Below are 7517 nucleotides of genomic sequence, written 5' to 3'. Positions count from 1 at the left end.
AAGGCGGACTGTGACATGGCCGAAGGCGCCGATGCCCATGACGAGGATGGCGATGATCCAGATCGCGTGGGGGTTGAGCGCTCCAAAAGGGCCCAACGCCTTATCCGGAAGGAGCGGTAGAACAATCAGCGTTGCGGCCGCGAAGATCAGCGCGTCCCGGACTTCGCCTTCGCTCAGACCGGAGCGTACAAATCCATGGAGCGCCGATCGCGCGTTCAATAAGACTGTCACCGCGACGGCGACGCCGGCCGCGAGCCCCGGTTGCGTCATTGCGAGGCCGCCGAGGACTGTCGTGGCGCTGAGGGCTATTTCCGTCGTGAGGCCGGGATCCTCATCACGCGCCTGCCAATAGGCCAGTGCGGTCAAGCCGAAAACGCCGATGATCAGGACCGAAAGGAGAGGCACGCCGCCGGTGACGAAACCAATCGCGCCGCTGAGGGATGCAAGCGCAAAGGTGCGAAGACCCGCTGGCGCACGGTCCTCCCCCTCCCCTTTCCGGCGCTCGCGCTCCGTCCCGATCAGGAGGCCGATCCCCAGAGCGACACCTCGGCGGAGAATCACAGGATCGAGATGGGCCATTTGTTTCTCTGATCGTTCCTTTGAGATCGACGTTTGGACCGCCTTTGCGGCTGACCAAGTCAGTGATCACTTCGGCGGCCCGACCCGTTGCGCCAAGCGATAACTAGCGTTCCAGACCACATGGCTTCGATCATCACACCAATCGGAAACAATAGCGCTCGCGCCTTACTGAGAAATTCGCATTTCTGATTCTCATTGATTTCGCCCAGGAATTCTATGAGCGGATGTTTGAGAAGGGGCAGGATCTCGTTTTTGAAATAAACGAGGTCGGCATCGTCGACTTTGGCCGCTATTTTGAAGGGAATGCCCGACCGCTTCGCGATTTCTATGTCGGGCGACATGGCGCCTACGCATGTCAGTGCCTCAACGTTCGATGTGGCGCGTCGCGCAGTTCGACACATTGCGCCTACGCCTGATCAAAGTCGCCGCCCGCGCTGTCGAGATGAAGACGATGATTAAGGTTCATCTGCCGACGTCGTGCCCCGCCCAAGATATTCTACACCTTGTGCTCGGGCGCATACCACGCCTTATCACACGCAGCGCCTGGCAGATCGAACCCTCCCATCAACCCGCAAACATTCTCCGCCCCTACCTCCGGCCGAAGCGGGAAAAGACCCGGCGCGTCTGCAAGGAATTGAAATCACGAAAAACACCCGAGCGTGGCGCCTTTTTGGCGCCATACATGCGAGAGCGCTGCATAATGGGGGCAAGCTCGGCCCGGTCTTCGCTCGTGAGTATGATCACTGGCGCGATAAAATGAAAGGCTGCCCAAGCTCCTGACTTCAGGGTCATCGCTTGGCTGACTTTGCTGCTTCCTTCGCTGCCTCAATCTGCGGCGGCTTGGTCTCCCAGAATGACTCTGAGCGGGCTTTCTCGTAGCCGTAGGCATAGAGCTGGCGCATCGCGTCCGTCTCAAAACCGGTGCCGCCAGTGTAGGGAACGTCTTTGCCGACGTAGCTGAGATGAAAGCTCAAGCCTTCGCGACTAGCGACGTTATAGGTCTGGGCGAGCACCGCCTGGGTGCCGACCCTATTCATAGTAGTGAAGGCGCGTGCGGCGATCACTTCCGCCTGGTTCGGCACAACCTCGAAGCCCGCGTCAATGCGGGCGTTTACGATGAGGTACAAAGCTGGCCGCACATCGCGCGAAACAATCGTCTTACCGCCGAACAGTAACGCGTCCGGCAAGGTAAAAATCGGCGCGCTCACTGTGCCGTCGACATGCATCTCCTGAAATATTCGGTCGTTCGCCTCGATATCGATGAGCTGGGGGGCAAAAACGACGGGAACGCTGGCGGAGGCGGCGAGAACTTCGCGGAACAACTTGAATGCCTTCGGTCCACCCCTCGCGGCTATGGCGCCCATATCCCAGATGACGGCGCGTTGCGCGTCAAGATCGGTAGTGACAACCAGCAGGCGCCGCCCTTTCCGATCCTCGCGCGCGACGGCATTGAGCAAATCATCATCGATATAGCGCTCGACGAGTCGGCCTAGTTGCCCGGGACCGAACAGGCCCGCACCGAAGATCGCTCCGAGTGGGTCGGGATGCCGGATCAAGTTTGCCGCCTCGCCGCTCGTGTACATTTGCCTGAGAGTTCCGTCATAGGTGGGACCGAGAAAGGCGAATGGAGCAATCAGAGCCCCCGTCGAAACGCCGGAGACTACGCTGAATTCGGGGCGCGTGCCGGATTCCGTCCAGCCATTGAGAATTCCAGCACCATAGGCGCCGCTCCCACCGCCACCGGATAACGCCAGATAGATGAACGGTCGCCCCTTCTGGACGACGGCGCGTCGCGCGGCATCATGGAATACGCTCACCGGCGCGTCAGCCCAGAATCGAATGCTGCGCCCGCCGATTGGAACCGCCGCCATCTGGTCAGCCTCGGTAAAGGCAGTCCGTGGCACGCTGGCGCAAGCGCCGAGTAGCACTATGCACAAAGCCAGCGCGAGAGCACCATGTCTGTGCCTCATATACTGGCATTCCCCCGTTAGTCGCGGACCAAAGTATCAATTCCCCGATGATAGGCTTCTTTGCTGGTGTCCCCGAACTGAGCGCTTGACCTGTGCCATTTGGGCCGGGACACGGCGTTGACCGCGGTATCACCTTCTCCCGCAATCGGGAATGCGGAAATTGGATGTATCAAAGCCACATTTCACATCCCGTTAATCGAACGCCGGAAAAATGTTGACCGAACATCCGGGAAGATAATAGCAGGAGAACGCAGCCCAAGGACCAAGGACCAAGGACCAAGGACCAAGGACCAAGGACCAAGGACCAAGGACCAACAATATGAGCTGCTCCTACTAACTATTAAGCAAGGCCCTTTTTTCTATTGTGATTTGTTTGAACCATTTTTGACTTAATCCAATAAATCAGTTTCTCTACAACAAATTCTTTCTTGTCAATAATGAGGCGACTCAGCAGTTTCTGCGAGTCGGTGTGCGGGACCTTTCCAATCTCAACGCCGCCGCCATCATCGGCGCACGAGCCGACTGTCCCTTCGCGTCGGTCGATGATCTTTGGCGGCGCTGCGGCGTTCCAGCCGCCGCTCTCGTGCAAATCGCCGCGGCCGACGCATTCCAGCCGTCATTAAAGCTCGCCTGGCGCGAGGCACTCGCGGCCGTCAAGGCGTTGCGCGACGAAACTCTTCTCTCTTCGCCGCGACGTCAGCCCGCGAAGCCGAGAGGGTGGCACAAATTAAAGAGCCTGCCTTCGCCCTCCGCCCGATGACGGCCGGTGGCGGCGTCGTCATCATCTATTTCTCATACATCGGCGGCTTGCAAGCGCAGAAAATAATCTACTAATACCTTTCGGCGGCGGAGCATCCATGCCTATTTGCAGCCCGCGGATCCGGCACCGTGACTTGCCGCCATTTCCAATACCGATCAAATCATGACCCCGCTTGAAATCCTACTGGGCCGCAACAATCATCTATGCCAACCTCCGTGACCACCGCCTCGATAGCCGCGCCCATAGTGGCCGTACGCATGGCCTCGACCATAATAGCTGGGTCCCCTGTGCATTCCCCTATAGTAACCACCCCCATAATGGCGGCCTACATAGTATCTGCCGCTATAATAAGTGGGCTGGTAATAACCATATCCACATGGCAACGGAAAAGTACATGGAAATTGAGCATGATCAATCGACACGCCGCTAGCATCAGTTAGATGACTCACTTCTGAAATCGCAGGGAGGCCGATGCTCGGCGTTGCTGACGCGGAAACGCCAAAGAGGCCTAACCCGCCGGCTGTCAGCACAAGCCCGGAAGCGATAATCTTCAATAGATTGCTCATTTTTGTTCTCCTAAGTAGGCGCGAGATTGGCGCCCGAAGACGAGGTGTAGGTCGGTTTGACATCATGCTAGTGGCTCGATTCAGTCAGAGTGACTGGTATAGATGCTTGAGTTTGATACGGGCGTCCACTGTGGCGAACTGCCAATAAGCCTTGGCGTTGTTGGCGTTTTGACCATCACCCTAAGCTACGACTCCGTCGATGAGGGTTTGTTTGTCCGGGATGCGGCGATCCAGGCACTGAGACGAAAGGACGTTGATAATTCAGACGGGCGAGACCCCACAAGGGCGCGTTTCTATTGGTATTCAGTGCACCAAGCCGAGCGCCCATAGGATCAGCACAACGATAAGAACCGTCCCGAGCACACCCCCGACGCCTCAGCCCCCGTAGGAATTATAGGCGTAATAACCACCCCCGCCACCAAACAAGAACAATAAAATCAATATGATCAAAACTGTGCTCATCGCGCCTCTCCTATCAAAGGATTTGAAGGGCGACCAAGCGGACCGTTACAAGGTACTTAAGGCTACTGCGGAAACAACCGTACGGCGGGATGGCGTCTGATGCTCAGCTGCTACTTTATACGGTGTTCAACAATAACGGCTTGCGCCGAAAAAGATTTGTTCGGCGCCGCGGCCTTGCAATCTCGTACCCACGCCTCTACAGCCCAGAATGATCCTGTGGTATTCGTTAAATCATTGCGCATTCGAAGCTTTCAGTGCACAAGCTCACCGCATCGCCGACAAGCGTCGCCACGTTCGCATTAGTCTGAGCCCCTAGGTGAGCGACGTTCACATTTCATCCAATTCTATAACAAAGTTCGAAAATAGATTAGTTTTCGTCAAGTTTAAGCCTCAACGGGGCAAGTTCGAGGCGCTATCAGGGCTACCGCTCCCATGTCTTATAGTCTTGACATAAACTGCGAAACTTAAGTCTCGCCCACATTAAAAGCCGTGAAACTGAATAGGAAGGTTCGGAAACTACTCACGACATCATCTCTTAGAGGCTTTTGCCTGCCTGAGAGGCTTTTGCCAACCCTGAGTAGTTTCCGACGGTATCCCTACGCGGCGCGCGCCGCGCATAGTATCATCAATAATTACAAATCTGATCCGATGACGTTAGGCAACTTAATTCGCGTTTGGCCAACATCGTGGATTTAGCAAGCTACACGACATCACCGAAGACGTCGCTGGATTGCCTGAAAGAAGGAAAAATACTTTTGACCAAAAGATTAATAACAGTCGTAGGCGTCATAGCATCGTTTTTGATGTCCCATGCTGCGCTAGCGCAGGGTGTTATTGGCGGTGGTGAACGAGGCGCTGCGGAGGGAGGACGCGCGGCTGGGCCGGTTGGCGCGGCGGTCGGCGGCGTTGTGGGAGGGGTAGCCGGAGGAGTCGTGGGTGGTGTCAGAGGTGTTGTTGGCGCGCCTCGGCATCATCATCGTGGCCATCATCACTCTCACTTCCATCATCGCCACTCCCACTATTAGCACTTCCAATGAGACTAGAGCAAGAACGAGACTGTGAGCAGCAACTGTGGTTGATAGCGAAGCGCTCGTTTGAAATGGAAGAACAGCCTGGGAGAAGTGCTCATGAATAAAACGATAGTCTCCACCCTTGCGGTTATGGGAATGGCGACAGCCTTGGTCCTCGCCATCACCGCACTCGCTCTCGGGAGAGACAATAGCGTAGAAAGGTCTACGCTCTCGATCAGCCAAAGCGTTGACCGCTCCGATGCCCGCATCGCAGTTCTTAAGGCGAACCTCCGCCTCACTGAGGACCAGGCCAAACATTGGAACAGGCCTGAAACTGCGTTGCACGATATCGCGACGAACCACGCCAACAGGACGGCGAACCAGCATGACCTTCAAACCGGGCGCGCCTCTGTGTCAGCTTCTCCGATCGCTGACGGCGACACCGCCGTTGGCGCGCGAAGCGATGTCCGCAGCAATAGGGACCTCGACGACATCGCGATCATGCAAACTCAAGCTGACACCCTCGCAGCCCAATCCGCCGAGCTGCGGAAGATCTCAAATGCCGCTAAGCCGCTCTATGGACTCGCTTGACGAACGCCAACGCCACCGGCTCGCGGAGTTCGTTCATGATGATTTCCTCGCGAATGAAATTGCGGCTATGTGCCGCGCGGCGGACGCATGTTAGAGAGCAAATACCTCTGCACCTACGAGCTACTCTCTTTTATTCCCAATCTCGATGGCAGCAAGACTGTCACGCGGGAGATCTTCGACTGGAACGAGACGATGAAGACGTCGTCCGCGACGGCCGCAGTATACCGCGCCCGAATTCGGCCTCAGCGAATTGCACATCCTGACGATCGAACGCCGGGCGCTGGCACCCGAGGCGATGCTGGGCAAGACCAGCATCGCTGATCAGTTTGGCCCCACGTTCTTCAAGACCAATTTCTGGTTTATGTTGTGCACCACTTTCGCCTTCCAGCCTTGGCACAGCGCCGTCGAGTTTAAACGCTATCTGGTGCGGTTCGCGCACATGGTCTCGGGTTTCGATCGGCACTCGAGGTGATCGGTGGACCGGTGCGCGACAAGATCGCCGCCTCCAAGCGCAAAGGCACGTGCATGTGTGCAATGTCCCGCTTGGCTATCAGAGAGAGAGCAAAAATATCGAGATGGTCCCCGCGGACGAGGAACTGCTGCAGAAAATATTCGCGATTATCTGCGGCATGGCTCGATCGGAGCGGTCAAGTGGAGCGGATCGTTATCCGCGCCGATCGACTCAATTTGACGCTTCGAAGGTACGTCACGAGACGGCTCGGCCGCGCTTCACCGGCCGCAAAAGCCAAGGGAACAGCGCATCCCCTTCGCGTCCGCAAGGGAAACCGAAAAAGGGCGTCGCCTTGCGCCGGGCGCATCGTCGAATATTATTGACGTCGACGCATAGGACTCGCTGCTCAAACCCATCGCGCGCTCACGCCGCTGGATGGAGGCGATCCTTTCTCGCAAAATGTTCTTTCGAGGAGGTCGCCGTGGCGGGCGCGCGGCAATTGGCGAGACCGCGCGATCCGCGAGGTGGCGTTCATTTTTTTCATCAGGAAACGAGTGGACTTCCGGAGCGAAGAGAGCGTGACTGTGGGCATGCCGGGGTAAGGCCTGTCGCCCCCTCTCCTGGATCCCGCCCCACTGGCCCGCCGCCGTTGTGGGGCTTCGGTCGTGACGGCGCATGCGCCGCCGCAACCGAAAAGGATCTCAAAATGTCGCACAGCAAAGCCATAAGACTAATATTCTTCCGCTTCCGAGACTTGAAAACACCTTATCATCTCCGGTTGGCAGCGCGAAACGCTATCCATGGGACGCTTGCCCATCCCGAAGTCGCCGCCCTGTCTGATGACCGTCGTACTCCGCGCCCTAAGCCTCGTCCTTGTTTGCCTCGGAACAGCGTCCGCCGTTTAGCCGCTCTCGACCCAACCTCGTCGCTCAGGCGCTAATCAGCTCGTCCCGAAAGCAGTCGTAGCGAGGGCGAGGCGACCGGTGGCAGAGCGCCCCTGGCGGTCGCTCTGCATGTGGCCCCTGCCCGAAAGCGGCCAGAAATCACGAATGTGGGCTTCCTTCACTAACCGACGCGGTCTGAGGTCTCCACGAGCAGGAGTCTCCCGCCGGCGCTCGGCGAGTCTTG

General features: G+C 57.3%; 4 protein-coding genes and 3 pseudogenes. 3 read left to right on the top strand and 4 right to left on the bottom strand.

What is annotated here, in order from left to right; all coding sequences use genetic code 11:
• Together BM177_RS18910 and BM177_RS18905 are read right to left on the bottom strand one after the other, a co-directional pair.
• Window positions 1–579 (bottom strand): MgtC/SapB family protein (locus BM177_RS18910; RefSeq protein ID WP_139223750.1); only part of this gene is annotated, 579 nt, incomplete at its 3' end.
• An 80-nt stretch (window positions 580–659) separates the two neighbouring features.
• A pseudogene (locus BM177_RS18905) lies at window positions 660–938 on the bottom strand (glycosyltransferase family 4 protein); the annotation flags it as partial.
• Here BM177_RS18905 and BM177_RS18900 point away from each other — a divergent pair.
• Window positions 920–1111: pseudogene (locus tag BM177_RS18900) on the top strand (transposase); the annotation flags it as partial. The pseudogenes BM177_RS18905 and BM177_RS18900 sit on opposite strands and share 19 nt — an antisense overlap.
• A gap of 256 nt (window positions 1112–1367) precedes the next feature.
• On the opposite strand, the gene BM177_RS18895 reads toward BM177_RS18900, so the two are convergent.
• Window positions 1368–2450 (bottom strand): patatin-like phospholipase family protein, encoded by a 1083-nt coding sequence (locus tag BM177_RS18895; protein WP_244532453.1) that lies wholly within the window; start codon window positions 2448–2450, stop codon window positions 1368–1370.
• 568 nt (window positions 2451–3018) lie between these two features.
• Between BM177_RS18895 and BM177_RS18890 the strand changes: the two genes are divergently transcribed.
• The gene (locus BM177_RS18890) at window positions 3019–3309 is read left to right on the top strand and encodes a hypothetical protein (RefSeq protein ID WP_342028944.1); all 291 of its coding nucleotides are present in this window, start codon (window positions 3019–3021) and stop codon (window positions 3307–3309) included.
• 1846 nt (window positions 3310–5155) lie between these two features.
• Here BM177_RS18890 and BM177_RS19765 read toward each other — a convergent pair.
• Window positions 5156–5743 carry a hypothetical protein gene (locus tag BM177_RS19765; RefSeq protein ID WP_139223748.1) on the bottom strand — a complete coding sequence of 196 codons (588 nt, stop codon included), beginning with the start codon at window positions 5741–5743 and terminating at the stop codon, window positions 5156–5158.
• A gap of 282 nt (window positions 5744–6025) precedes the next feature.
• On the opposite strand from BM177_RS19765, the pseudogene BM177_RS18865 reads away from it, so the two are divergent.
• Window positions 6026–6410 (top strand): annotated as a pseudogene (locus BM177_RS18865) (oleate hydratase).
• Window positions 6411–7517 lie beyond the last annotated feature (1107 nt).

Origin of the sequence: Methylocapsa palsarum, assembly GCF_900114285.1 — a bacterium.
In the GTDB taxonomy this organism is placed as follows: domain Bacteria; phylum Pseudomonadota; class Alphaproteobacteria; order Rhizobiales; family Beijerinckiaceae; genus Methylocapsa; species Methylocapsa palsarum.
This window is presented reverse-complemented; position numbering and strand designations above follow the sequence as displayed.